The sequence below is a fragment of the Streptomyces sp. NPDC049954 genome, assembly GCF_040656295.1.
Classification (GTDB): domain Bacteria; phylum Actinomycetota; class Actinomycetes; order Streptomycetales; family Streptomycetaceae; genus Streptomyces.
The window spans coordinates 12,564-37,690 of the sequence record NZ_JBFALS010000016.1 but is presented as its reverse complement, the minus strand read 5'-3'; the positions used below and the strand labels follow the sequence as shown (position 1 = coordinate 37,690).

The 25,127-nt window shown below is 73.0% G+C and carries 15 protein-coding genes and 1 pseudogene; 9 read left to right on the top strand and 7 right to left on the bottom strand.

The window, feature by feature from the left end; translation table 11 throughout:
- Nucleotides 1-62 precede the first annotated feature (62 nt).
- Nucleotides 63-710: a GNAT family N-acetyltransferase gene (locus tag AB0J21_RS28670; RefSeq protein WP_363149045.1), complete on the top strand. Its 648-nt coding sequence runs from the start codon at nt 63-65 to the stop codon at nt 708-710.
- 95 nt (nt 711-805) lie between these two features.
- Here AB0J21_RS28670 and AB0J21_RS28665 read toward each other — a convergent pair whose 3' ends face one another.
- The 4 genes from AB0J21_RS28665 to AB0J21_RS28650 all read right to left on the bottom strand — a co-directional run bounded on the left by AB0J21_RS28665 (nt 806) and on the right by AB0J21_RS28650 (nt 4,584).
- Complete coding sequence (locus AB0J21_RS28665) at nt 806-1,636, bottom strand: polysaccharide deacetylase family protein (RefSeq protein ID WP_363149044.1); 831 nt, start codon at nt 1,634-1,636, stop codon at nt 806-808.
- A 150-nt stretch (nt 1,637-1,786) separates the two neighbouring features.
- Nucleotides 1,787-2,293 carry an ATP-binding protein gene (locus AB0J21_RS28660; RefSeq protein WP_363149043.1) on the bottom strand — a complete coding sequence of 169 codons (507 nt, stop codon included), beginning with the start codon at nt 2,291-2,293 and terminating at the stop codon, nt 1,787-1,789.
- Nucleotides 2,294-2,525: 232 nt separating this feature from the next.
- Complete coding sequence (locus tag AB0J21_RS28655) at nt 2,526-3,293, bottom strand: enoyl-CoA hydratase-related protein (protein WP_363149042.1); 768 nt, start codon at nt 3,291-3,293, stop codon at nt 2,526-2,528.
- 127 nt (nt 3,294-3,420) lie between these two features.
- Nucleotides 3,421-4,584, bottom strand: a complete 1,164-nt coding sequence (locus AB0J21_RS28650; protein WP_363149041.1) for an Ig-like domain-containing protein — start codon at nt 4,582-4,584, stop codon at nt 3,421-3,423.
- Nucleotides 4,585-5,100: 516 nt separating this feature from the next.
- On the opposite strand from AB0J21_RS28650, the gene glgX reads away from it, so the two are divergent.
- Complete coding sequence (gene glgX / locus AB0J21_RS28645) at nt 5,101-7,260, top strand: glycogen debranching protein GlgX (protein ID WP_363149141.1); 2,160 nt, start codon at nt 5,101-5,103, stop codon at nt 7,258-7,260.
- Nucleotides 7,261-7,271: 11 nt separating this feature from the next.
- Here glgX and AB0J21_RS28640 read toward each other — a convergent pair whose 3' ends face one another.
- Nucleotides 7,272-8,561, bottom strand: a complete 1,290-nt coding sequence (locus AB0J21_RS28640; RefSeq protein ID WP_363149040.1) for a hypothetical protein — start codon at nt 8,559-8,561, stop codon at nt 7,272-7,274.
- Between the two features lie 167 nt (nt 8,562-8,728).
- Nucleotides 8,729-9,091, bottom strand: a pseudogene (locus AB0J21_RS28635) (ATP-binding cassette domain-containing protein); the annotation flags it as partial.
- 196 nt (nt 9,092-9,287) lie between these two features.
- Between AB0J21_RS28635 and AB0J21_RS28630 the strand changes: the two are divergent.
- The 4 genes from AB0J21_RS28630 (at nt 9,288) to AB0J21_RS28615 (ending at nt 16,080) form a co-directional block, all read left to right on the top strand.
- On the top strand, nt 9,288-11,198 hold the full coding sequence (locus AB0J21_RS28630) for an ABC transporter ATP-binding protein (protein ID WP_363149039.1): 1,911 nt from the start codon (nt 9,288-9,290) through the stop codon (nt 11,196-11,198).
- Complete coding sequence (locus AB0J21_RS28625; RefSeq protein ID WP_363149038.1) at nt 11,195-13,297, top strand: ABC transporter ATP-binding protein; 2,103 nt, start codon at nt 11,195-11,197, stop codon at nt 13,295-13,297. Before AB0J21_RS28630 ends, AB0J21_RS28625 begins: the two co-directional genes overlap by 4 nt.
- 136 nt (nt 13,298-13,433) lie before the next feature.
- Nucleotides 13,434-14,030, top strand: a complete 597-nt coding sequence (locus AB0J21_RS28620; protein WP_363149037.1) for a hypothetical protein — start codon at nt 13,434-13,436, stop codon at nt 14,028-14,030.
- 490 nt (nt 14,031-14,520) lie between these two features.
- On the top strand, nt 14,521-16,080 hold the full coding sequence (locus AB0J21_RS28615; protein ID WP_363149036.1) for a M4 family metallopeptidase: 1,560 nt from the start codon (nt 14,521-14,523) through the stop codon (nt 16,078-16,080).
- 115 nt (nt 16,081-16,195) lie between these two features.
- Here the strand turns inward: AB0J21_RS28615 and glgP are convergent, their stop codons facing one another.
- The gene (gene glgP, locus AB0J21_RS28610) at nt 16,196-18,835 is read right to left on the bottom strand and encodes an alpha-glucan family phosphorylase (RefSeq protein WP_363149035.1); all 2,640 of its coding nucleotides are present in this window, start codon (nt 18,833-18,835) and stop codon (nt 16,196-16,198) included.
- Nucleotides 18,836-19,426: 591 nt separating this feature from the next.
- Here glgP and AB0J21_RS28605 point away from each other — a divergent pair.
- From AB0J21_RS28605 to AB0J21_RS28595, 3 genes are all read left to right on the top strand, one after another.
- Complete coding sequence (locus AB0J21_RS28605) at nt 19,427-21,427, top strand: alpha-1,4-glucan--maltose-1-phosphate maltosyltransferase (RefSeq protein ID WP_363149034.1); 2,001 nt, start codon at nt 19,427-19,429, stop codon at nt 21,425-21,427.
- Nucleotides 21,424-23,148, top strand: coding sequence for a maltose alpha-D-glucosyltransferase (gene treS, locus AB0J21_RS28600; protein WP_363149033.1), 1,725 nt, complete (start codon nt 21,424-21,426; stop codon nt 23,146-23,148). The genes AB0J21_RS28605 and treS overlap by 4 nt, the downstream gene beginning before the upstream one ends.
- A 355-nt stretch (nt 23,149-23,503) precedes the next feature.
- Nucleotides 23,504-25,066: a maltokinase gene (locus AB0J21_RS28595; protein WP_363149032.1), complete on the top strand. Its 1,563-nt coding sequence runs from the start codon at nt 23,504-23,506 to the stop codon at nt 25,064-25,066.
- Nucleotides 25,067-25,127: the final 61 nt, after the last annotated feature.

The window sequence follows — 25,127 nt, the reverse complement described above, 5'->3', positions numbered from 1 at the left end:
GCTGCCGGACGGGGCCGGCCGGGGGTGCGGCGGGCGCAGGAGACAAGAAGGGAGCGCGGGCCGTGACGGGTTCCGTGGCACAGGTGCTGGACGCGGTGGCGCGGGGGGTGTTTCCCGCGCCGGACGGCTCGACGACGGTGCTGCCGCAGTGCAGCGGCCGGGAGGCGGGGGTGCTCGCGTTCACGGCGCACTCGGTGGTCTTCGTGGACGAGGACCCGGGGTGGGTGCGCCGGACGCTCGCGGGCCTCGACTGCGATCCGCTCGCGGCGAGTGTGCACCCGTCGTTCCTGGGCGCGCTGACGGGGCGTACGGGGCGGCACATGGACACCGTCGACCTGCTGACCGTGGCGGCCGCCCTGCCGGGCCCGCCCCCGTTGCCGCTGCGGGAGATCACCGATCCGGGGCATCCGAGGGTGGCGCGGGCGCTGCGGCGGCGCGACGAGGTACGGGTGTGGGCCGCGGAGGGCGGTCTGCTCGTACTGGGCCGGGGGCTCGCGGGGCGCTGGGAGGCCGCGATCGAGGTGGACGCGCCGGTGGGCGCCGGTCACCGTCCGGGCCTGGGCCGGGCGCTGGCCGGCGCCGCGCGGCACCTGGTGCCGGACGGCGCGGTGGTGTGGGCGCAGCAGGCGCCGGGCAACGCGCGCAGCGTCCGGGCCTTCCAGGCCGCCGGGTACCGGCCGGTGGGCGCGGAGGCGCTGCTGTGGCGGTGAGCGGGGCCTGCGGCATCGGCGCGGCGGGCGCTGCCGGGCGGGCGGCGCGCGGCGGGCCCGGTACCGGTCCGGGCCCGCGCTGTCCCTCTCCCGTCTCAGGCGAGCAGCGCGCTCGCGGTGCCGACGTCCAGTCCGCGCCGCTGAAGTCCGTCGAGGATGTCCGGGAGGGCTTCGAGGGTTCCGCTGCGGCCCATGTTCAGGGTGATGATGCCGCCGGGCCTGGCCGCGTCGAGCACGCGCCGCGTGACGGTCGCCGAGCCCGGGTCGCGGTAGTCGAGCGGGTCGACGTCGTAGGACAGGACGTGCGGGTAGCCCGCCTTGCGGGCCAGGCCCCGTACGACGGTGCTCGCGTCGTGGGCGCGGGAGGGACGGAACCAGGCGCCGATGCCGCCGGTGAGCCGCCGCAGCCTGCGGGCGCAGTCCTCGATCTCGGCGCGCGCCTCGGCCTCGGACAGGGCGTTGATGTCGCGGTGGTGCTCGGTGTGGTTGCCCAGTTCGTGGCCGCCGTCGAGGATCGCGCGGGCCAGCCCCGGATCGGCGCCGAGCCAGGTGCCGACGGCGAGGACGGTCGCGTGGACGCGGTGTTCGGCCAGGGTGCGCAGCATCGCGCGCGCCGTCCTCACCTCGCCGTTGCCGTCGAAGGTGAGCGCGACGCGGGTCCGGTCGCGGGGGCCGTGCTCGATCTGCTCGGGCCGTCCCGGCAGTCGGCGCGGGGAGCGGCCCTCGGCGGCGGAACCGCTCGCGGGGTGAGCGGATTGCGCGGCCCCGCCGGCGAGCGGGCTCGCCGTGGCCGGGGCGGTGGGGGACGCGGAGGCGGCCGGGGCGGTCTTCCCGGAGGAGGGGGAGCAGCCCGTGGCGAGCAGCGACGGGAACACGGCGAGTCCCGCCCCGGCGGTCAGCACCCGGCGGCGGTGGAGGGTCGTCATGGGCTCATTGAAAGTCCGGGTGGCCCCGTTGCCCCGGAACGACCTGGTGAAAGTAGGCGTACGCCGGGGAGCGCGCGCCCGCCCCTCGCACGCCCCACCGCACGTGCGCGGCACGCGCACCCTGCCGGACTCCGTACCGGAGGGGAGCGCTCAGCGGTCGCCGACGCGCAGTTCGAACCAGGTCTTCTTGCCGACCGGGAGCAGGTCGACGCCCCAGCGCTCGGAGAGCCTCTCGACGATCATCAGCCCGTAGCCGCTCATGACCGCCGTCCCGAAGGAGGGCATGACGCAGGGCAGCCCCCGGGAGGGGTCGCGCACCTCGACGCGGAGCCGGCCGGGCCGGCGGTGCATGCGCAGGCCGAAGTGGCGCGCGCCGGTGTGCCGTACGGCGTTGCCCACGAGTTCGGACACGAGCAGGACCGTCGTCTCGGCGAGGGCCGGGGGCAGCCCCCATTCGGCCGTCACGACGAGGGCCGCCAGGCTCCTGGCCTCGAAGGCCGCCTCCGGCTGGGAGGGGACCCGGATCTCGGACTCCGCCGGGTTTCCGTACAACTCCATTGCCCTGAGCCCGTGTTCGTCCTGCGCGGTCGGCGTCCACCGCGTGGCGGCCGCGCTGCCCACCCGCTTCGACTGCTCGATACTCTCCAGCCCCGACATGCCCTCCATCATGGCGGGCGAGGGGGTGGCGCGTGGGCGTTCCGCAGGAATATGACCCCCGGGAGGGGCGCCCCCAGGGGTCACGTCTGGCATATGTCGTGGGCAAACAGGGCGCTCTGTCATGGTCTTGGACCTGCGTTAACCCCTTGCTCACGGCCGATCACGCTGAAGTGATCACCTGCTTTCTTAAGGTGCGCTTAAGACAGGTATAAGGTTCCGCGGCGCGCGTGGCTCAGCGGAAGGTGGCCTTGCCGGGGCCGTCCTCGACGAAGCTGCGCATCCCGCTCTCGCGGTCCTCGGTCGCGAACAGCCCCGCGAACCACGTGCGTTCGAGGGCGAGCCCGGTCTCGATGTCGGTCTCCAGACCGCCGTCCACGGCCTCCTTGGCGGCGCGCAGGGCGAGCGCGGGGCCCTTCGCGAGCCGCGCGGCCCAGGCGTGGGCCTGCTCGTGGACCTCCTCGGCGGGTACGACGCGGTCCACCAGGCCCAGGGACAGCGCCTCCGTCGCCCGTACGTGGCGGCCGGTGAAGATGAGGTCCTTGGCACGGGAGGGGCCGATGAGGCGGGCCAGCCGCTGGGTGCCGCCGGCGCCGGGGATGAGCCCGAGCTGGATCTCGGGCTGCCCGAACTTCGCGTCCTGCGCGGCGATCCGGAAGTCCGCGCACAGCGCGAGTTCGCAACCGCCGCCGAGGGCGTAGCCGTTGACGGCGGCGACCACGGGCTTGGGGATGCGGGCGACGGCCGTGAAGGCCTCCTGGAGGGCGCGCGAGCGCAGGACCATGGCCGTGTGGTCCATGTCCCGCATCTCCTTGATGTCGGCCCCGGCGGCGAAGACCTTCTCGCCGCCGTACAGGACGACGGCGCGCACGTCGTCCCGGCGGCCGGCCTCCTCGGCCAGCTCGCGCAGCCGGTCCTGGATCGCGATGTTGAGCGCGTTCATGGGCGGACGGTCCAGGCGGATGGTGCCGACTCCGTCGCCGACCTCGAAATGCACAGTCATGACGGCACCTTAGATGCCGGAAGGGGCCCCGGGCCCTCCCCAGGGGTGTCGGTTCGACCACGTCACGCGTGGTTCCCGGGGAGCGGGCGGCGGGGCCCCTTCCTGCGGCGTCAGCCGGCCGCGGCGCTCACTTCTCCCACTGGTCCCACGGCAGGTTCCAGGCGTTGAGGCCGTTCCACCACTGGATGGTCTTGTCTGCGGAGTTCCTGACCGTGACGACGTCACCGATCATCGAGTGCCCGTAGAACCAGGCGGCCGGGGTGCTGGTGCCGCCGCCGCGCGCGTCCAGCAGGCCCACGCAGCCGTGGCTCGCGTTGGCGTTGCCGAAGGTGCCCGCGCCCGACCAGTAGTTGCCGTGGATGAAGGTGCCCGACGTCGACAGCCGCATCGCGTGCGGGACGTCCTTGATGTCGTACTCGCCGCCGAAGCCGACCGTCTCCCCGTTCATGCGGGTCACCTGGTACTTCTCGCTGATGACCATCTGCCCGTTGTACGTCGTGGTGCCGGGGCCGCCCGCCGTGATCGGGATCGTCCGCAGCAGCTTGCCGTCCCGCTCGACCCGCATCGTGTGCTTCTTCGCGTCCACGACGGAGACCTGGCTGCGGCCCACCGTGAAGCTGACCGTCTTGGACTGCTTGCCGTAGACGCCGGGCCGGCCCTCGACGCCGTCCAGGGAGAGCTTGAGGGTGACCTTGGTGCCGGGCGCCCAGTACTTCTCGGGCCGGAAGTCCAGCCGGTCGTTGCCGTACCACTTGTGCCGGATCTCGACCGCGGGCTTCGAGGTCACCGTGACGGCGCGCTCGACCGCCGAGGGGTCGGTGATGCCGCGCGTGAAGTGCAGCGAGACCGGCATGCCGACGCCGACCTTCGAACCGTCCTCCGGCGTGTAGTAGCCGACGAAGGTGTTCTTCGGGACGAGCGTCCTGAAGGTCGAGTCCTTGGCCGCCGCACGCCCCTCGGAGTCCTTCGCGACGACGTGCACCTTGTACTCGGTGGCCGCCGCGAGGTGCAGCGCCGGCTCCCAGGCCGCCCCGCCCTTCGTGATCCGGCCGGGCACCGGATTGCCCTTGGTGTCGGTCACCTTCACCTCGGTGAGCTTGCCCCGGCTCGCGCCCACACGCAGCGCCCCGCTCGTGTCCACGTCCTTCGCGCCGTCCTTGGGCGCCACCTCGACGACCGCCTGCGAGGCCGCCGCGCTCGCCTGCGCGCCCTTGGGCGCCCGGTCGCCGTTCTTGCCGTCCGCCCCGCCGTCGCCGCCGCCCCCGCAGGCCGTCACCAGCGTCAGCGACATGCCGAGCAGCAAAGCCGACAACGCCCTTCGGCCGCCGCGCCGCCCCGTGCGCGCCGTGGTCATCGGTCGCCCGTTCACACCCGTGTCTCCCCTCGGACCGCCCGGGCCTCGTCCACCCGCGCCCCGCGTCAGATAACCACACCGATCGGCGAACGCGACCCTCGCGAATGTCACCATTACGTTCCAACCTGTCCGGCCAACTCCCCTCGCGACCTGCCTTTTCCTCGCGTGGGGCGGTCCTGGCGGGGCGGACGGCGCGGAAGGTGATCCGGGCGCCGCGCGGGGGAAGAACTAGAGGAGGCACAACCACGGGGAGACGCGGCCGGGACGCCGCACGCCGAGCGCGCCGCGCACGGCGCCCACCCGTGCCCCGGAGCCGCAGGAGGCCGACAGGTGACGAGCGCAGCCGAGCAGAAGGACCTGGGGCGGGCCGCGGAGCACCCGGCCGGCACCCCCGACGAGGGTCCCGGGCCGCCCGGGGCCGGTTCCCGGGCCGAGTCGGCCCGGGGCACGGCGCTGCCAGGCGCGCCGACCCCGCTGGGCGCCCGGTTCCACGCCGGTCCCGGCGGCGCGGGCGGCACCAACTTCGCGCTGTGGGCGGGCGGCGCGGAGGGCGTGGACCTGTGCCTGTTCGACGACGAGGGCCGCGAGACCCGCTGCGAACTGGCCGAGCGGTCCAACCAGATATGGCACGGACACGTCCCCGGGGTGCTGCCCGGCACACGGTACGGCTTCCGGGTGCACGGCCGCTGGGACCCGTGGACGGGCGCGCGCTGGAACCCGGCCAAGCTGCTGCTCGACCCGTACGCGCGGGCGGTGGACGGGGACTTCAGGCTGCCGCCCGAGGTGTACGGGCACGTGCGGGACTGGCCCGAGCAGCACGTCGCGGACACCGTGCGCGACGACCGGGACTCGGCCCCGTACGTCCCCAAGGGCGTCGTCGTGCACGACGAGTTCCCGGCCGAGGAGTGGATCGACGACCGCAGGCCGAAGACTCCGTGGGCGGACACCGTGCTGTACGAGGTGCACGTCAAGGGCTTCACCCGGCGCCACCCGGGGGTGCCCGAGCACCTGCGCGGGACGTACGCGGGGCTCGGGCACCCGGCGGCGATCGAGCATCTGACACGCCTGGGGGTGAGCGCCGTCGAGCTGCTGCCGGTGCACCAGTTCGCGCACGAGGACCACCTGCTCAAGCGGGGCCTGCGCAACTACTGGGGCTACAACTCGATCGGCTACTTCGCCCCGCACGCCGGGTACGCGGCACGCGGCAGCCGGGGCGAGCAGGTCGGGGAGTTCCGGGACATGGTGCGCGCGCTGCACGCCGCGGGGATCGAGGTGATCCTCGACGTGGTCTACAACCACACGGCGGAGGCCGACGAGCGCGGGCCGATGCTGTCGCTGCGCGGGATCGACAACCGCGGCTACTACCGCCTCCAGCAGGACCCGCGGCACTACACGGACTTCACGGGCTGCGGCAACACGCTCAACGTCGTGCAGCCGCACGTGCTGCGCCTGATCACGGACTCGCTGCGCTACTGGGTCGCGGAGATGGGCGTGGACGGCTTCCGCTTCGACCTCGCGGCGGCCCTCGCGCGGGCCGGGCGGGACGGGGCGGAGCAGAGCGTGGACATGTTCTCGCCGTTCCTCGCGGTGATAGCGCAGGACCCGGTGCTGCGCCGCGTCAAGCTCATCGCCGAGCCCTGGGACGTGGGCAGCGGCGGCTACCAGGTGGGCGCCTTCCCGCCGTTGTGGGCGGAGTGGAACGACCGCTACCGGGACGCGGCGCGGGACTTCTGGCGCGGGGCGCTGCCCGACGCGCGCGACCTCGGCTACCGGCTGTCGGGCTCCAGCGACCTGTACGCGTGGGGCGGGCGCAGTCCGCAGGCCTCCGTCAACTACGTCACGGCGCACGACGGGTTCACGCTGCGCGACCTCGTGAGCTACGACCACAAGCACAACGAGGCGAACGGGGAGGACAACCGCGACGGAAGTTCCGGCAACCGCTCGTGGAACTGCGGGGTCGAGGGCGAGACGGACAAACCCGAGGTGACCGCGCTGCGGCGGCGGCAGTTGCGCAACCTGCTGTCGACGCTGCTGCTGTCGACCGGGGTGCCGATGCTCGTGGCGGGCGACGAACTGGGCCGCACCCAGGGCGGCAACAACAACGCGTACTGCCAGGACAACGAGATCGGCTGGATGGACTGGTCGCTGCTCCAGGAGCCGGGCTGGCGCGAGCTGTGCGCGCTGACGGCGCGGCTGATCCGGCTGCGCCGCGAGCATCCGGTACTGCGCAGGCGGGACTTCTTCACGGGCCGTCCGGTCCTCGCCGAGGGGCTGCGGGACCTGGCCTGGTTCACGGCGCGGGGTACGGAGATGACGGAGGACGACTGGTTCGCCCCGGCGCCCACCCTCGGCATGTACCTGTCCGGGCAGGACATCCCCGGGCGGGACGAGCGCGGGGCCCGGGTGCTGGACGACAGTTTCCTGCTGGTCCTGCACGCGGGCGCCGAACCGGCGGGCTTCACCCTTCCGGACCGGCCGTGGGCGGGCGCCTGGGAGGTGCTGGTGGACACGTCGGCCGAAGAGCAGGAGGAGCCGCCGGGGACGGTGCACGCGGCGGGGGCCCGGCTGGAGGTGACGGACCGCTCCTTCCTGTTGCTGCGGGCGCGGCCGTAGCAACCGCTCGCTCAGGAGGCCGGGCGGTGGGTGGAGACGAGGCAGTCGTAGGAGCCGGTGATCCTCAGCCGGGCCCCGGGCGGCAGGGAGCGGCCGGGACCGGGTTCGCCGGTGAACTTCTTCTTCCCGCCGGTGACCGCGAACGTGGTCTTCCCGATCGGCACCACGGTGGCCGGGTCTGCGGTGGCGGAGGGGTGCTCCCGGAGCGCGGCACGGCAGGACTCGGTGCCCCAGCGCCGCTCGTCGTAGTCGGCGGCGACGGGGGTGCGCACGGTGTGGTGGACGGGGGCGCCCTCGTACTTCCACAGATCGTGCGGGTCGGCGCAGTCCACGGGGAACAGGACCCGGCTGCCCCGGCCGAGGAGCTGGGTGTCGGCGCACCGGCCGTCCTTGAGTCTGCGGGCCGGGACGAGGACCTCGCCGGACAGGAAGATGGCGTGCGCCCCGGGGAAGGACTCGCGCTGCCACTTGCCGAGACGGGTCAGCCGCAGGTCGGCGTGGAGCGCGGGGACGTCGTCGAGGAGTCCCGCGGCGTGCAGGAGGCCGAGTTGCGGGGCGAGGTCGGCGCTCATACCCAGCAGCCTTCCCTGTCCGTCGAGTTCGACGGTGGCCCGGAATCCCTTGCCGTGGCCGAGCCGGTCGGCGCGGCGCACCGGACCGGCGAGGGCGGCGGGCAGGACGTCGGCGGCGTGCGAGGCGGGCACCTCGACGGTGTAGCGCCGGCCGCCTCCCCGTACCCGGTCCGGCTTCCCGACGGGCTTCGCGGCGGTGAGGACCTCGGCCAGGGTGCCGCCGTAGGGCAGGACGGCGCCGTTGAGCCGGTTGATGTCGTGGTCGCCGGTCATGCCGAACTTCTTGCGTTCGGCGGCGCTGAAGCGCAGCCAGGTCTGCTGCTCGGCGCCGTCGACGCGGACGTAGACGCCGCCTCCGCCGCGCAGCGCGTAGGTCTGGTCCCAGTCGCGCGGGCCGGTGCGACCGCCGATGGCGGTGGCGTCCCGCTCGGGCAGGGCGGCGGGGACGCGGACGGCGCGGTCCGCGTATCCGGTGTCCTGGTCCCAGTCGACGCGGCCGGTCGTCGTGTCGGTCGCGGTGTCCGGCCCCGAGCCGTAGACGAGACGGGAGGTGAAGGAGGCGGTGAGCGCTTCCTGAGTGGTGCGGGCCGCCGCGTCGAGCTGCCGGCCGAGGGGCTTGCCGTACACCGGGTGCGGGTCGCTGAAGGGGTTCGCGGAGCACGCGGCGGTGCCCGTGAGAAGGGCACCGAGGCCGAGCGCGAGCGCGGCCCTCCGCCGTATTCGCCGCATGGGCCGTGCCTCCGCTCCGTTCCCGGGTCCCGCGCCCGCCGGTGCGGACGGACCACTGCCGGGCGAACGGCGCCCGGCCCGAAGGGGAATCCTACGTGTCCCCCACGAGACGCCGGGACGCGGACCGGGCGGGGGTATCCGGACCGGGCGAGGAGGCTGCGGTCTCAGTCGGCAGGGCGTGGACAGAAGGCCGCGTACAACTCCAGGGCCTCACGCACAGTGATTTTCGGCTGGAGCTGGGTCTCCTGGAGCTGGGTGCCCAGGATCAGGGTGAGCCGGTCGTGATCGGCGACGGGGTCCAGTCCGGCGACCCGGACGCTGCCGGAGTCGGGACGGCGCAGGCCCTCGACGCATTCGACGGTCGTCGTCTTGCCCGCGCCGTTGGGGCCCAGGACGCCGAAGATCTCGCCCTCGGCGACGGTGAAGCCCACGCCGTCCACGACGGGGCGCCCGCCGTAGCTCTTGCGCAGGTCACGGACGTCGACGAGCGGAGCGCCCGCGCGGCCGGGGGCGGTTGCGGTGTCGGTCATACCGCGAGCATCGCGGCCGGACGCCGGCGCGCGGTATCCGCCGAACCGCTCGGCCCGGCATCAGCCGATCGGTTGACCGGGGCCGCGCGGACGCGCTTTCCGCCCCCTGCGGCGGCGACACGGAAAGGGCCGGAAGACGACGGGCGGCGAAAAATCCGATGGGCATTGTCAGTCGCGGAACGTAATCTCGCCGGTGATGGATGAATCACTCACGAAGTCGCGGGGCCGCTCGGCGGTGCGGACCCTGCTGCGCCTGTGGCCGTACGTGCGGCCCGTGCGCGCCCGGCTCGCGACCGCCGCCTTCGTGGCGATCCTCGCCTCCTGCGTGGCGCTCGTCATCCCGCTGGTGCTCAAGGCCCTCGTGGACGGTCCGGTGGCCGAGCACGATCCGGGCGGGGTGTGGCTCGGTGCGCTGGGCCTGCTGCTGCTCGGGGTGGTGGAGGCGGTGCTGTTCGGCCTGCGCCGCTGGCTGGTGGCGCGTCCGCTCGCGGGGGTCGAGGCGGCGATGCGCCGCGACCTGTTCGGCCGGCTCCAGCGACTGCCGATCGCCTTCCACGACCGGTGGGCCTCCGGCCAGTTGCTGTCGCGTGCCACGACCGACCTGATGATGCTCCGCATGTTCCTCGCCTTCCCGCTGACCTTCCTGCTGGTCAACGGGGCGACGATCCTGGTGGGCGTGCTGATCCTGCTCGCGCAGGAGTGGACCCTCGGCCTGGTCCTGCTGACCCCGCTGATCCCGCTGGTCTTCCTGTGCGCGTACTTCGAGCGGCGCTACAGCGTCGCGGCGCGGCGCGCCCAGGACCAGGTGGGGGACGTGACGACGGTGGTCGAGGAGAGCGTCCTGGGCATCCGCATCGTCAAGGGCTTCGGCCGGCACCGCAGCCAGGCGGAGTCCTTCCGCGAGCTGACCCGCGCCCTGCGCGGCACCGAACTGGACAAGGCCCGCCTGCTCGCCGCGATCTGGGGCGTCATCACGACGCTCCCGGAGCTGTCCATCGCGGCGGCGCTGGTGCTCGGCACGGTGCAGGTGGCGGACGGCGACCTCTCCGCGGGCACGCTCGTCGCGTTCCTGTCCACGGCGCTCGCGCTGCGCTGGCCGGTCGAGTCGATCGGCTTCCTGCTCGCGATGTCGCAGGACGCGGCGGCAGCGGCGGAGCGGTACTTCGAGGTGATGGACGAGGAGGTCGAGCAGGAGACGCACGGGGCGCACGGAGTGCACGCCGAGGAGCCGGAGGCGGTGGTGGCGGCCGGGGCGGGCCTGCGCTTCGAGGGCGTCTCCTTCCGCTATCCGGACGCCCCGGAGGACTCCCCTCCCCTGTTGCGCGAGGTCGACCTGCACATCAGGACCGGCGAGACCCTGGCCCTGGTGGGCGCGACCGGCAGCGGCAAGACGACACTGACCGCGCTGGTCCCCCGCCTGCACGAGGCGACCTCCGGGCGCATCACCCTGGACGGGCAGGACATCACCGCGATGCCCAGGGAGCGGCTGCGTTCGATGGTCGCGGTGGCCTTCGAGGAGCCGACCCTGTTCTCGGCGAGCGTCGCGGAGAACGTCCTGATGGGCGCGGGGCACGAGGCCGGGGAGCAGGAGCTGGAGCAGGCTCTGGACGTGGCGCAGGCGCAGTTCGTCGGCAGGTTGCCGCACGGTGAGCGCACCGAGGTCGGCGAGCAGGGGCTGAGCCTGTCGGGCGGTCAGCGCCAGCGGCTGGCCCTGGCCCGCGCGGTCGTGGGCGGTCCGCGCTTCCTGGTGCTCGACGATCCGCTCTCGGCGCTGGACGTCAACACGGAGGCGGCGGTCGAGGCGGCGCTGCGCCGGGTCCTGGAGGGGACGACCGCGCTGGTGGTCGCGCACCGCCCGTCGACGGTGCAGCTCGCCGACCGGGTGGCGCTGCTGTCGGGGGGCCGGATCACGGCGGTCGGCACCCACCACGAACTTCTGCGCGAGAACGCGGAGTACGCCTGGCTCATGTCCGGCGCGGACGGGTCCGGCGGGGCGGACGGAGCGGACGGGCCGGACCTGGCGTCCGGGGCGTACGGGGCGGGCCGGACCGACCGGCCGGAGGTCTCCGCCGCGGCGGGTGGCGAGGATCGGGAAGGACGAGGATGACGACGCGACCGGAGCGCTCGGCCACCGGGGGCGAGTTCACCGAACAGGAGCCGGCCGAGGGCGGCTTGAGCAGCGCGAGTGCCTTCGCCGAAGACGGCCTGGCGGACGTCGCCTTCGAGGGGGAGGTCCTGGAGCGCACGGCCGCGCCCCCGGCCGCCCCCGCTCCCGCCGACGCCCCCACCCCCGTCCCCGCGCCCCTTCCGGGTTCCCCGCACGGCGACCTCGCCCCGCCGCCGGCGGCGGACCGCGCAGCGGAGACCATCGAAAGACCGCAGTCCGCACCGGAGCCGACGCGCGGGACGCCGCCCCCGGACCCCTTCGACCAGGACGACCTGCCGACCCCGAAGGGCGCGACCCGGGACCTGCTGCGTTCGCTGCTCGCGCCGATGCGGGCGCGGGTCGCGGGGGTCAGCCTGCTGCTGCTGTTCCAGCAGGCCGCGGTGCAGGCGGGTCCGCTGCTCGTCGCCTACGCGATCGACAGCGGGGTTCCGGCGCTGCGCCGGGACGACTACGGCCCGCTGATCGCCCTCGGCGCGGGCTACGTCCTGTGCGCGCTGGCCTCCGGCGTCCTCCAGTTCGCGTTCACGAAGCTGTCGGGCCGGGTCAGTCAGGACGTCCTGCTGGACCTGCGCGGCCGGATCTTCCGGCACGCGCAGTCGCTGAGCGTCGACTTCCACGAGCGGTACACCTCGGGCCGGCTCATCTCCCGCTCCACGACCGACGTCGAGTCCCTGCGGGAACTGCTCAACGAGGGGTTGCAGGAACTGATCACGGTCCTGCTGTCCTTCCTCTCGATCTCGGTGCTGCTGCTGTGGCTGGACTGGCGCACCGGATCGGTGGCCGTCCTGTCCTTCCTGCCGCTGTACCTGCTGGTGCGGGCCTACCGGCGCCGGGCGGGCCGGGTCTACGCACGGCGCTCGACGGCGGTCGCCGGGGTCATCGTGAAGTTCGCCGAGACGATGAACGGCATCCGCCCGGTGCGCGCCTTCCGCCGGGAGGACGTCAACGACGCGGAGTTCGACCGGCTCAACCGGGTGCACGAACGCAGCAACGGGGACGCGCTGCTGGAGATGGCCCGCTATGTGACCGGCTCCCGGCTCACCGCCAACACGGCGGTCGCGGGCATCGTGCTGTGGGGCGCGTACCGCGTCGCGGGCGGATCGATGGAGCTGGGCGCGCTCGCGGCGACGGCACTGTACCTGCGGCGGCTGTACGACCCGATCGACCGGCTCGGCCAGTTCCTCAACTCGTACCAGTCGGCGGCGGCCTCCCTGGAGAAGATCGCTGGTCTGCTCGCCCAGGAGCCCGGGGTGCCCGAGCCGGTGGCCCCGCGTGAACTGCCGCCGCTGGCGACGGATCTGCCGGGCCGCCGCGTCGACTTCGAGGAGGTGCGCTTCGCGTACCGCACCGGCGGCGAGGTGCTGCCCCGCTTCAGCCTGTCCCTGCCGGCCGGGCAGACCGTGGCGGTCGTCGGTTCCACGGGGGCGGGCAAGTCGACGCTGGCCAAGCTGCTGGCCAGGTTCTACGACCCGACCGAGGGCCGGGTCCTGCTCGACGGCACGGACCTGCGCGATCTGCCGGTGCCCGAACTGCGGCGCGGGGTGGTGATGGTCACCCAGGAGGCCTTCCTCTTCTCGGGGACGGTCGCGGAGAACATCGCGATCGGCCGCCCGGAGGCGAGCCGGGCGGAGATCGAGCAAGCGGCGAAGGCCATCGGCGCCCACGACTTCATCGACTCCCTGCCCGAGGGCTACGACACCGATGTCCGCAAGCGCGGCGGCCGGATCTCGGCCGGCCAGCGCCAGTTGGTGGCCTTCGCCCGCGCCCTGCTCGCCGACCCGGCCGTGCTGATCCTGGACGAGGCGACCTCCTCGCTGGACATCCCCGGGGAGCGCGCGGTGCAGGACGCGATGGCCACGGTGCTGCGGGGCCGCACGGCCGTCGTGATCGCCCACCGCCTGTCCACCGTCGAGATCGCCGACCGGGTCCTGGTGATGGAGTCGGGCCGCGTCGTCGAGGACGGCTCCCCCGCCGAACTCATCGCGGGCACCGGCACGTTCGCCGGACTGCACCGCACCTGGCGGGAGAGCCTGGCGTAGCTGTGGCCGCAGCCGTGGCCGCTCCTCGTGCGCACGCGCGGCGCGGCGGCGGTACGGTCGGCGCGGGACGGCGGGCATCGCCGGGGCGGGCGCCGGAGGGCACGCGGTCCACGGGCCCCGTCGACGAAGGGGAATCGTGGGCGACTTCTACGAGCGGATCATCGATGTCGAGGTGAGCGGTGAGGAGGCCGCCGCGCTGGCCGGGCGCGTGGTCGACTGGCTGGTCGGCGAAGGGGTGCTGACGCGCGAGCGCACCCGGGACGGGGTGTACAGCCTCGGAGCCGAGGACGGTCACGTGCCGGGGCCCGGTTGGGCGCGCGCCGTGGCCGACCCCTCCGACGCGGACTGGCTGCCGGGGCCGGTGGCCGTCCTGCTGGGCCGCTCCCACCACACGGGCGGGCAGGGGCAGTACGAGGCGGAGTACGCGGAGTGTCCACGCTGCGGGAACCGCGCGGTGATCATCGCGTACCCGGAGGCCCTGGAGGCCGATCCGGCGGTGTGGCGCCCCTTCGAGGAGGGCATCGAGGCCTGGCGCGAGACCGGCGTCGGCAGCGCACCGTGCGCCTCGTGCGGGGCGCTGGTGCCGGTCACGGAGTGGGGGTGGGACTCCGCGTTCGCCCTGGGCGCCCTGGCCTTCGACTTCTGGGGCCGGCCACCGCTGTCGTCGGCGTTCCTGGCCGGGTTCGGGCGCCGTCTGGGGCATCGCACCGTGGAGTTGTCGGGCAAGTTCTGACCGGCGGGCCCCGGCCGGTGCGGACGGGACCGGCGCGCGGGCAACCTGTCACCGGCTCCCGCAGGCCCACCGCCACCGCGTCACTTTCCGGCCATCCGGCCGCATACGGCTCGCTCAGGCGGACGTTGGCCCGGCCGGCGCCCGGTGTTCGTCCCGGGACCACCCCGCGGCCCTTCTTCCTCAAGGTCTGCGGGCTACCGGCCCGTAACCGGGACATGCCCGGCGGTCCCCCTCCGGATAGCGGACCCGGGCGCACGGCAGGCGGACGGGTTCCGGCCAAGGTGCCTCTGTGGTCATGACATGTACAGCCCCCGGATGGAAGCCTGGCTCCCGCATCACCGCATCACCGCATCACCGGCCCACCGCCGCACGGCATTCACTCGCGCCAACTCGCCCCGCACGGCTACTCGTTCAGCGCCTTCGCGGTCCAGACGGCCCCCACGGCCGCCCGGCCCGTCCCCCCACCGGAAACGAACGACTGGGAGCCCGCGTGTTGTCCCGTATATCGAAGACGTCCCTGGCCGTAGGTACCGCTGTCGCCTCCGCCGCGCTGCTCGCCTCGGGGCTGGCCGGTCCGGCCGGCGCCGCCGAGCCCGTCCCGGCAGCCACCCCCCTCAAGATGACCGCCTCGCTGCGCGCGGGGCTGGTCCAGGACGCGCAGGCCGACGCCCCGGCCGCCGCGAGACAACTGGGCCTGGGCGCCAAGGAGAAGCTCGTCGTCAAGGATGTCGTCAAGGACCGTGACGGCACCGTCCACACCCGCTACGAGCGCACCTACGACGGGCTGCCGGTGATCGGCGGCGACCTCGTCGTGCACAGCGCGAAGAGCGGGAAGCAGCTCGGCGTGACGAAGGCGAGTTCGGCGAAGCTCGCCGTGGACACCGCCCCGGCCACGCTCAAGGGCGCCCCGGAGGGCGCGCGGAAGATCGTCTGGGCGGCCTCGGGTACGCCCTCCCTCGCCTACGAGGCGGTCACCCACAGCGTCAAGAAGGACGGCACCCCCTCCGAACTGCACACCGTGACCGACGCGAGCAGCGGAAAGCGGCTCGCGCGGTGGGACGGCGTGCACACCGGCACCGGCGAGAGCCAGTTCAGTGGCACCGTCACCGTCGGCTCCACGAAGTCGGGCAGCGGCTACGAGCTGACCGACGCCGAACGCGGCGGCCACAAGACGTACGACCTGAAGAACGGCACCAGCGGCACCGGCACGCTGTTCACCGACGCCGACGACACGTGGGGCGACGGCACCACGAACGACGCGGCGACCGCCGCCGTGGACGCGGCGTACGGGGCGGCCGAGACCTGGGACTACTACGAGGAGGTGCACGGCCGCTCCGGGATCGCCGGGGACGGCAAGGGCGCCTACTCACGCGTGCACTACGGCAACAACTACGTCAACGCCTTCTGGCAGGACTCCTGCTTCTGCATGACGTACGGCGACGGGGCGGGCAACAAGGCGCCGCTGACCGCGCTCGACGTCGCGGCGCACGAGATGACGCACGGGGTGACGGCGGCGACGGCGGGCCTCGTCTACAGCGGGGAGTCCGGCGGGCTCAACGAGGCGACGAGCGACATCTTCGCGACCGCGGTCGAGTTCCACGCGGGCAACGCCGAGGACCCGGGCGACTACCTGATCGGCGAGAAGATCGACATCAACGGGGACGGTTCCCCGCTGCGCTACCAGGACAAGCCGAGCAGGGACGGCGCCTCCGACGACTACTGGTCGGCGGGGCTCGGCAACAAGGACGTGCACTACTCCTCGGGCCCGGCCAACCACTTCTTCTACCTGCTGTCGGAGGGCAGCGGCGCGAAGACGGTGAACGGCGTGAGCTACGACTCGCCGACCTTCGACGGCTCGAAGGTCACCGGCATCGGCATCGACAAGGCCGAGCAGATCTGGTTCAAGGCCCTGACCGAGTACATGACCTCGACGACCGACTACGCGGACGCCCGGGAGGCGACGCTGAGCGCGGCGGGCGACCTGTACGGCGCGGACTCGGACGAGTACGCGGCCGTGGACGCCGCGTGGGCCGGGATCAATGTGAGCTGAGCCCCCTGCGGGCAGCGGAGAGGGGTGGTGTGCCGTCCTCGGCGCACCACCCCTGTGGCGTGTCCCCGGGCGATCGCTCCGCCCGGGGATCCACCGCCCCCTTCCGCGTTCCGGGTCAGCGCAGGAGCACTCCCGCCGTCTCGCCGGTGACCTCCGGCGGAACCGCGAGCAGGCCGAGTTCCGCGGGTGAGGCGAGCAACCGGTGCGCGGGCAGGACCCGCACGGTGTAGCCGAAGCTGCCGGTCCGGTCGAGGGCGAGCGGCCCCTCGTAGGTCCAGCGCCCGTCGAGGTCGGGGCCGCCGACCGGCTTGAGCGGGGCGGTGCGCGCGTCGGCGATGCGGTCGTCGGCGTCGACCCGTCCGGAGACGGCCTGCACCTCGACGTCCTCCGGGGCGAGCGGACCGAGCGCGACCCGTACCCGCAGCGCGAGGGTCGCGCCGTACTCCGCGCCGGACCCGGCCGAGGAGGTCTCGGGCTGTTCCACGCCCACCTGCGGCCAGGCCGTCCGCACCCGCCGCTTCCACTCGGCGAGTTCGCGCGCGGGCTGCGGTTCGAGCGCGCGGTGGGCGCGGGCGGCGGGAGCGTACAGGTTCTCGACGTAGTCGCGGACCATGCGTCCGGCGAGGACCTTGGGCCCCAGCGAGGTGAGGGTCGAGCGGACCATCTCGATCCAGCGCCGCGGCGGTCCGCCCTGCGCCCGGTCGTAGAATCGCGGCGCGACGTGCTGCTCGATGAGCTGGTAGAGCGCGCGGGACTCCAGTTCGTCGCGGCGGTCCTCGTCGAGGGCGGCGCTGCCGTCGGCGGTGGGAATGGACCAGCCGAAGTCCGGCTCGTACCACTCGTCCCACCAGCCGTCGAGCACCGACAGGTTCAGGGCGCCGTTGAGCGCGGCCTTCATCCCGCTGGTGCCGCAGGCCTCCAGCGGGCGCAGCGGGTTGTTGAGCCACACGTCGCAGCCCGGGTAGAGCTTCTGCGCCATGCCCATGCCGTAGTCGGGCAGGAAGACGATGCGGTGGCGCACCCGGGGGTCGTCGGAGAAGCGGACGAGTTCCTGGACGAGGCGCTTGCCGCCGTCGTCGGCGGGGTGGGCCTTTCCGGCCACGACGATCTGGATGGGCCGTTCGGGGTGCAGCAGGAGCCGGGTGAGCCTTTCCGGGTCGCGCAGCATGAGGGTGAGCCGCTTGTACGAGGGGACGCGGCGGGCGAAGCCGATGGTGAGGACGCCGGGGTCGAGGACGCCGTCGATCCAGCCGAGTTCCGCCTCGCCCGCGCCGCGCTGGCGCCAGGAGGCGGCGAGCCGGGAGCGGACCTCGGTGACCAGTTGCCCGCGCAGCTCCCCGCGGACCTCCCAGATGTCCTGGTCGGGGATGTCGGCGACGGCGTCCCAGCGGGCGGAGCCGCCGACGGCCATGGCCTCCTCGGCGCGTTCGGCGCCGATGTGGCGGGCGCCGAGCGCGGCGACCTCGGGGGCGACCCAGGTCGCGGCGTGCACCCCGTTGGTGATCGAGGTGATGGGCACGTCCTCGGCGTCGAATCCCGGCCACAGTCCGGCGAACATCTGCCGGCTGACCTGTCCGTGCAGGGTCGAGACGCCGTTGGCGCGCTGGGCCAGGCGCAGCCCCATGACGGCCATGTTGAACAGGTGCGGCGCCCCGCCCGGGTAGGTCTCGCGGCCCAGGCGCAGGATGTCCTCGACGTCGAGCGAGGGCAGTTCGGCCTGGGGGCCGAAGTGGCGGGCGACCAGCTCCGCCTCGAAGCGGTCGATCCCGGCGGCGACCGGGGTGTGGGTGGTGAACACCGTCCCGGCGCGGACGGTCTCCAGGGCGGTGTCGAAGTCGAGGCCGGGAGCGCCGTCGGTGCCGGCGCCCAGTTCGTGGATGCGTTCGAGGCCGAGGAAACCGGCGTGGCCCTCGTTGGTGTGGAAGACCTCGGGTGCGGGGTGGCCGGTGAGCCGGCAGTAGGCGCGGACGGCGCGGACGCCACCGATGCCGAGGAGCATCTCCTGCAGGAGCCGGTGTTCGCTGCCGCCACCGTAGAGCCGGTCGGTCACCTCGCGGGCGGCCCGGTCGTTGTCCTCGACCCCCGAGTCGAGCAGGAGCAGCGGGACGCGTCCGACCCGGGCCTGCCAGATCCGGGCGCGCAGCCCGCGGCCGCCGGGCAGCGCGAGGCTCACCTCGGCGGGGGTGCCGTCGGCCTCGCGCAGCAGGCTCAGCGGCAGTTCGTTGGGGTCCAGGACGGGGTACTGCTCCTGCTGCCAGCCGTCCCGGGACAGGGACTGGCGGAAGTAGCCGTGCCGGTAGAGCAGCCCGACGCCGACGAGCGGGACGCCGAGGTCGCTCGCGGACTTGAGGTGGTCCCCGGCGAGGATGCCGAGCCCGCCGGAGTACTGGGGCAGGGCGGCGGTGACGCCGAACTCCGGCGAGAAGTAGGCGACGGCCTTCGGCAGCGCGCCCCGGGTCTGCGCCTGGTACCAGCGGGGCCCGGTCAGGTAGTGGTCGAGCTGTTCGGCGACGGCGGCGAGCCGGTCGAGGTAGGCGGGGTCGGCGGCGAGTTCGGCGAGCCGGTCCTGGGGCAGCGCGGCGAGCAGCCGCAGCGGGTCGCCGCCGCAGGCCGCCCACAGCCCGGGATCGGCGTCGCGGAAGAGGTCTCGGGTCTCCGTGTGCCAGGACCAGCGCAGGTTGCGGGCCAGCGCGCCCAGGGGCCGCAGCGGTTCGGGAAGCACGGGACGTACGGTGAATCGACGGATGGCCTTCACGTTTCCACCTTCGCAGGGGACGTACGCGGTCAGGGACGAAGCGGACGTCCGCCCCACGCTCACCGACGTTAGCGGCAGCACCCCGGGGCGGGCCACGGCGCACCCCGGGGGCTGGTGTGCCTGAGGGCGCGCCGGGGGCGGGAGCGGCGGGAGGCGGACCGATCCCGAAAGATTCACCTCGTCCTAACCTCTTTGCCCAGTTCCGCTCGCAGACCGCCGTCCGTCCCTGAAGAATCATCAGGGACGGGCGCGATCACCTGACGGGGATTCCGGTTCCGGTCCCGTCGGTGTGTGACGGTGCCGGAAACGTGTGCGTCCTTACGCGCGAGTAGTTAACACAGCGTCGGGTTGCCCATACGGATTGCAGGGGAAGGCTCCAGCGGTAGCCCGCCGCAGGACCCCAGCAGCTCCCCCCTCATCCGCCCATTCGGGTGAACGCGGACAGGAGCGGTCATGGCCACAGCGCGCCAGCGAAGGAAACGAGCGAACCACCAGTCAATGGCGCCGTCCTCGGTGCCGATACACCGGGCCGAGGCGAAATCTTCGGCCGACGCCTCTGCCCCCGCACCCGTACTTCCCTCAGGTGATGCCGTGAAATCCCCGATCGGTCGCATCCCCGTGCTGGATGTGTCCCCTCTCGTCGACTGTGGCCGACGCCCCGCGAAGGCGGTCGTCCACGAGACCTTTCTGATCAGCGCGACCGTGTTCCGCGAGGGCCACGACGCCGTCGCGGCGAACGTGGCGCTGCGCTCTCCCGACGGCCGCAGCGGCCCGTGGACCCCGATGCGCGAGCTGGCTCCCGGTACCGACCGCTGGGGCGCGTACGTGACCCCCGACATGGAGGGCCGCTGGACGTACAAGGTGGAGGCCTGGAGCGATCCGGTCGCCACCTGGCGGCACACGGCGGGGATCAAGATCCCGGCCGGCATCGACACCGAACTCGTGCTGGAGGAGGGCGCGCTGCTCTATGAGCGGGCCGCGAAACGGGTGCCGAAGCCGGAGGGCCGCCGCGAGACGGTGCTGGAGGCGGCCGACGCGCTGCGCGACACCTCCCGCTCCCCCGCCGCCCGGCTCGCCGCCGCCCTGGCCCCGGAGGTGGACGCGGTCCTGGGCCGGTTCCCGCTGCGCGAGCTGGTCAGTTCCTCGAAGGCGCTGCCCCTGCGGGTGGAGCGGCGCCGGGCCCTGGTCGGCTCCTGGTACGAGCTGTTCCCGCGCTCCGAGGGGGCGGTGGTCGAACCCGGCAGGCCGCCCGTCTCGGGGACCTTCGAGACGGCCGCACGCCGGCTGCCCGCGGTCGCCGCGATGGGCTTCGACGTGGTCTACCTGCCGCCGGTCCATCCGATCGGCACCACGTTCCGCAAGGGGCGCAACAACTCCCTGGACCCGGCGCCCGAGGACGTGGGCGTGCCGTGGGCGATCGGTTCGCCGGACGGCGGGCACGACGCGGTGCACCCGGACCTCGGGACGATCGAGGACTTCGACGCCTTCGTGCGCCGCGCCGGTGAGCTGCGCCTGGAGATCGCGCTGGACTTCGCGCTCCAGTGCTCCCCGGACCACCCGTGGGTGCAGAAGCACCCGGAGTGGTTCCAGCACCGGCCCGACGGTTCGATCGCGTACGCGGAGAACCCGCCGAAGAAGTACCAGGACATCTACCCGATCGCCTTCGACCAGGACATGCCGGGGCTGATCGCGGAGACGACGCGGGTGCTGCGGTTCTGGATGGACCACGGGGTGCGGATCTTCCGGGTCGACAATCCGCACACCAAGCCGGTGGTGTTCTGGCAGAAGGTCATCGCCGACATCAACGGCACCGATCCGGACGTGATCTTCCTGGCGGAGGCGTTCACCCGGCCCGCGATGATGCACACGCTCGGGAAGATCGGCTTCCAGCAGTCGTACACGTACTTCACCTGGCGCAACACGAAGCGGGAGCTGACGGAGTACGTGACGGAGCTGTCGGGTGACGCGGCCTCGTACATGCGTCCCAACTTCTTCGCGAACACCCCGGACATCCTGCCCGGCTACCTCCAGGACGGCGGGCGCCCGGCCTTCGAGACGCGGGCGGTGCTCGCGGCGACGCTCTCGCCCACCTGGGGGATCTACGCCGGGTACGAGCTGTGCGAGAACGCGCCGCTCAAGGCGGGCGGCGAGGAGTACCTGGACTCCGAGAAGTACCAGCTCAAGCCGCGGGACTGGGAGGCGGCGGAACGTTCCGGCCGCAGCCTGTCGCCGCTGATCACCAGGCTCAACCGCGCGCGCCGCAGGCACCCGGCGCTCCAGCAGCTGCGGGACGTCCACTTCCATCACGCCGACAAGGAGGAGGTGATCGTCTACTCCAAACGGGCGGGCGGCGACACCGTGCTGGTGGTCGCGAACCTCGACCCGCACCACACCCAGGAGGCCACGGTCTCGTTGGACATGCCGGCACTCGGCCTCGACTGGCACGAGACCGTTCCGGTGCGCGACGAGCTCACCGGCGAGACATACCACTGGGGCAGGGCCAACTACGTGCGCCTAGAGCCGGGCATCACGCCCGCGCACGTCTTCGCCCTGCGACCGTCCCCGTTGATCGGAGGGTCACCCGCATCATGATCGTCAACGAACCCGTCCCCGACAAGTTCGAGGACACACCCACCAAGGACCGCGATCCCGACTGGTTCAAGCGTGCCGTCTTCTACGAAGTGCTGGTGCGGTCCTTCCAGGACAGCAACGGCGACGGCATCGGCGACCTCAAGGGCATCACGGCGAAGCTGGACTATCTCCAGTGGCTGGGGGTGGACTGCCTGTGGCTGCCCCCCTTCTTCCAGTCCCCGCTGCGCGACGGCGGGTACGACGTCTCGGACTACACGGCGGTGCTGCCGGAGTTCGGGGACCTCGCGGACTTCGTGGAGTTCGTGGACGCCGCGCACCAGCGCGGGATGCGCGTGATCATCGACTTCGTCATGAACCACACGAGCGACCAGCACATGTGGTTCCAGGAGTCCCGCAAGGACCCCGACGGCCCCTACGGCGACTACTACGTCTGGGCCGACGACGACAAGGCGTACAAGGACGCGCGCATCATCTTCGTCGACACGGAGGCCTCCAACTGGACCTTCGACCCGGTGCGCAAGCAGTACTACTGGCACCGGTTCTTCTCGCACCAGCCGGACCTCAACTTCGAGAACCCGGCGGTGCAGGAGGAGATCCTCGCGGCGCTGCGGTTCTGGCTGGACCTCGGCATCGACGGCTTCCGGCTGGACGCCGTGCCCTACCTGTACGCGGAGGAGGGCACGAACTGCGAGAACCTGCCGCGCACCCACGAGATGCTCAGGCGGGTACGGGCCGAGGTCGACGCGCACTACCCGGACACGGTGATCCTCGCCGAGGCCAACCAGTGGCCGGAGGACGTCGTCGACTACTTCGGGGACTTCTCGAAGGGGGGCGACGAGTGCCACATGGCCTTCCACTTCCCGGTGATGCCCCGCATCTTCATGGCGGTGCGGCGCGAGTCGCGCTACCCGGTCTCGGAAATCCTCGCGAAGACCCCGGCGATCCCCTCGGGCTGCCAGTGGGGCGTCTTCCTGCGCAACCACGACGAGCTGACGCTCGAAATGGTGACGGACGAAGAGCGCGACTACATGTACTCCGAGTACGCCAAGGACCCCAGGATGCGGGCCAACATCGGCATCCGCAGGCGCCTGGCCCCGCTGCTCGACAACGACCGCAACCAGATCGAGCTGTTCACCGCGCTGCTGCTGTCCCTGCCCGGCTCCCCCATCCTGTACTACGGGGACGAGATCGGCATGGGCGACAACATCTGGCTCGGCGACCGGGACGCGGTGCGCACCCCGATGCAGTGGACCCCGGACCGCAACGCCGGGTTCTCCTCGTGCGATCCGGGCCGTCTGTACCTGCCGACCATCATGGACCCGGTCTACGGCTACCAGGTGACGAACGTCGAGGCCGCGATGTCGGCTCCGGCCTCGCTGCTGCACTGGACCCGCCGGATGATCGAGATCCGCAAGCAGAACCCGGCTTTCGGCCTCGGCTCGTATACGGAACTTCCGTCCTCCAACCCGGCGGTGCTCGCGTTCCTGCGCGAGCTGCCCTCGGCCGACGGCCAGAGCGACGACCTCGTGCTGTGCGTGCACAACTTCTCGCGCTTCGCGCAGCCGACGGAGCTGGACCTGCAGTCGTTCGCGGGCCGCCATCCGGTGGAACTCATCGGCGGGGTGCGGTTCCCCGCCATCGGGGAGCTGCCGTACCTGCTGACCCTGGCGGGCCACGGCTTCTACTGGTTCCGGCTGCGCAAGGACGCCGCGCCGCTGTAGTACGGCCCTCGCGCAGCCCCTGAACAGGGGCCGCGACACGCGGGCGGGCGGGGCGGCTGCGGTCGCCCCGCCCCCCGCGTACCCGTATGGTTTCGGCCAGGGAAATCCCGTACACAACCCGGACGTCCGATGGGTCCCGACCCGCATACTGTGTCCGACCCTGGGCACCCTCCCGGATACCGGTACCACCGGACGGGTCGTATCTCCTTTCGACTCGTCGCTCGTACGGACCACTTCCCTACTGCCCCGCCGGTCACCGTGGGGCTGCGCGCACTGTCCGCTCGCCGGATGCCGATTCCGGGGCACGGGCGCGCGATCCTGCAGGTGTACCCGGGGAAAGGACGCGACCGCCGCCATGTCGGATGCTCCCAGCACGCTCGTTCCTTCCCCCCAGCCCACTCCGGAACCGGGGGAACTGCTCGCCTCCCTCGACCCCCTGCTGCGTTCCTGGCTGCCCCGGCAGCGCTGGTTCGCGGGCAAGGGCCGCCCGGTCACCGGATTCGAACTGGTCTCGGCCACCGAACTGCTGCCCTGGGGCGGCGACTCGGGCACGCCGGGGCTGCTGCACCTGCTGGTGCGCGCGGGCCAGCACTCCACGGAGACCGCCGCCGACCTCAGCGCCGACTGCTATCAGCTCCTGCTGGGCGTGCGCCGCGAACTGCCGCCGCGACTGGCGGCCGCCCTGATCGGCCGGCTGGAGCAGGGGCCGCTCGCCGGGTACACCGTGTACGAGGCGCTCCAGGACCCGCGCCCGGCGGAGCTGCTGCTGGAACGCATGCGGCTGCCGGGGCGCCAGGGCGATCTGCGCTTCGGCCGCGACTCGCGCGCCGCCATCCCGGTCGGCCTGCCCCCGAGGGCCCTGGGTTCCGAGCAGTCGAACTCCTCGCTGGTCTACGGGGACACCCTCATCCTGAAGCTGTTCCGCCGTGTCGTGCCGGGCGCCAACCCGGACCTGGAGCTGCCGATGGTGCTGGCCCGTCAGGGCTGCACCCGGGTTCCGGCCCCGGTCGCCTGGATGCAGGCAGAACCGCAGGAGGCACCGGCGACGACACCGGCCGAGCCGTACGTCCTCGGTGTGCTCCAGCCCTTCCTGAAGGGCTCCGAGGACGGCTGGGAGCGGGCGCTGCGCAGGCTCGCCGCGGATGAGGACTTCACGGCCGACGCGCACGCCCTGGGCCGTGCGACCGCCGAGGTGCACACCGCGCTCGCCGAGGCGCTGCCCACCGTGACGCTGGGCCGCGCGCAGCTCACCGCGCTGGCCTCCGCGATGGAGCAGCGGCTGCAGAGCGCCGCCTCGGCCGTCCCGCAGCTGCGGCCGTACGTGCCCGGGCTGCGGGACGCCTTCGCGCGGCTGGGCCGGGCCGGGGAGGAGGGCAGGACGTGGCAGGCGCAGCGGGTGCACGGCGATCTGCACCTGGGCCAGTGCCTGCGTTCCGCGGACGGCTACTGGTCGGTCATCGACTTCGAGGGCGAGCCGGCCCGGCCGCTCGCCGAACGCCGGATGGCCTTCCCGCCGGTACGGGACGTGGCCGGAATGCTGCGCTCCTTCGACTACGCGGCCCGTTCGCACGAGCCGTGGGCACCCGAGTGGGCGAACGACTGCCGGGCCGCCTACTGCGCGGGGTACGCCGAGGTCTCGGGGCAGGACCCGCGGCAGGACGCGGACCTGTTGCGCGCCTACGAGACCGACAAGGCCGTGTACGAGGTGCTGTACGAGGCGCGGCACCGTCCCGACTGGCTGCCGGTGCCGCTCGCGGCGATCGAGCGGCTCGCGGGCGGCGCGGGCCGGCTCGCCCCGCCCGGCGGCCCGCCGGTGCCCGTCTCCACGTCGGGCCGGACGCGGGCGCGCGGCCGGGAGGGCGCGGCCGGGGCGCGCGGCGAACCGTGGCCGGGCCGCCGCCCGACGCGCTTCCACTGAACCGCGACGCGTTTTCGCTGCACCGCGACGCGTTTTCGCTGAGCCGCCCGACGCGTTCGCG

Bases quoted from the DNA above. Each gene is read 5' to 3' on its own strand.
- treS (WP_363149033.1), top strand. From the start codon at position 21,424: ATGATCGTCAACGAACCCGTCCCCGACAAGTTCGAGGACACACCCACC.
- AB0J21_RS28655 (WP_363149042.1), bottom strand. From the start codon at position 3,293: ATGACTGTGCATTTCGAGGTCGGCGACGGAGTCGGCACCATCCGCCTG.
- AB0J21_RS28665 (WP_363149044.1), bottom strand. From the start codon at position 1,636: ATGACGACCCTCCACCGCCGCCGGGTGCTGACCGCCGGGGCGGGACTC.
- AB0J21_RS28650 (WP_363149041.1), bottom strand. From the start codon at position 4,584: ATGTCGCTGACGCTGGTGACGGCCTGCGGGGGCGGCGGCGACGGCGGG.
- AB0J21_RS28595 (WP_363149032.1), top strand. From the start codon at position 23,504: ATGTCGGATGCTCCCAGCACGCTCGTTCCTTCCCCCCAGCCCACTCCG.
- AB0J21_RS28625 (WP_363149038.1), top strand. From the start codon at position 11,195: ATGACGACGCGACCGGAGCGCTCGGCCACCGGGGGCGAGTTCACCGAA.
- AB0J21_RS28630 (WP_363149039.1), top strand. From the start codon at position 9,288: ATGGATGAATCACTCACGAAGTCGCGGGGCCGCTCGGCGGTGCGGACC.
- AB0J21_RS28640 (WP_363149040.1), bottom strand. From the start codon at position 8,561: ATGCGGCGAATACGGCGGAGGGCCGCGCTCGCGCTCGGCCTCGGTGCC.
- AB0J21_RS28660 (WP_363149043.1), bottom strand. From the start codon at position 2,293: ATGTCGGGGCTGGAGAGTATCGAGCAGTCGAAGCGGGTGGGCAGCGCG.